The organism is Maribacter sp. 2-571 (genome assembly GCF_050589625.1).
In the GTDB taxonomy this organism is placed as follows: Bacteria; Bacteroidota; Bacteroidia; order Flavobacteriales; family Flavobacteriaceae; genus Pelagihabitans.
In genome coordinates this window covers 1-1,054 of sequence record NZ_JBNGOP010000069.1, presented here as the reverse complement: position 1 = coordinate 1,054, position 1,054 = coordinate 1, and the positions used below count along the sequence as shown (strand labels likewise).

At 46.6% G+C, this 1,054-nt stretch carries 1 protein-coding gene; it reads left to right on the top strand.

Annotated features, from left to right (window positions below):
• Positions 1-1,054, top strand: a 1,054-nt coding sequence (locus ACRD7P_RS20895; protein ID WP_430909743.1) for a condensation domain-containing protein, incomplete at both ends; no start/stop codon positions are given.

Here is a 1,054-nt window from a genome sequence, read left to right as displayed (position 1 = left end):
CGTCCATTCGATCTGGAGAAAGAGTATCCGCTGCGGGTGTGTTTTTACGAGGTCTTGGACAAAGAAGGGGAAAGCGATCGCTATGTTTTGATCATGATGCACCATATCGCCAGTGACGGTTGGTCGGAAGAAGTTTTCACCAGCGAACTGGACAGCTATTATAGGGCGTATACCTCGGGCGATACCGCCTTTGAACTGCCGGAACTACCGATCCAGTACAGCGATTATGCCGTTTGGGAACGGGCCGCTTTGACAGGGGAGGTTTTATCGGAGAAGCTATCGTATTGGGAAACCCGCTTGTCGGGCTTTGAGACGTTGTCCCTTCCTACCGATCATACGCGTCCGGCAGTGTTCGATTATAAGGGGAATAGCCTTGAATTTGTAATTTCTGAACATCTAAGTATTGAATTACGGGAGTTGGCCCAAAGCGAAGGCGTGACACTGAACAGTCTGATGCTATCCAGTGTGGCGGTATTGTTGGGCAAGTACGCTAATCAAGATGATATTCTGATCGGTAGCCCCCATGCGAACAGGGACCACTATCAGACCGGTGGTTTGATCGGTTTCTTTATCAATACCCTGGTCAATAGGGTACGGCTTGATAAGGGGCAGTCCTTTATAGACTTGATCAAGGACGTGCACCGGGATCAGGTGGACGCGCAGTCGCACCGGGATTTTCCCTTCGAGCAATTGATAGATCATTTATCTATAGAACAAAATACTTCACGTCACCCCCTGTTTCAAGTATTGTTTTCGCTTCAGAGTTTTGGGCAAAAAGAAGTAGATACTTTATCGGAGTATCTACAACCTGTTCCTTTGGAAGATGGAGGTCATCAAATAGAAAAACTTGACATGACCATTTATATGGATGACAGTAATACGGGGATAGCAGTTCAGATAAGCTATGCGACGAGTCTGTTCGCAGAAGAGACCATTGAAAGAATGGCACGGCACTATCTCGTATTATTGGAAAGTTTGGTAACAAACGATACGACCCCTTATCTATCCCACTCGTTGCTTGACGCATCCAATTATCAAACCATGGTCCATGATT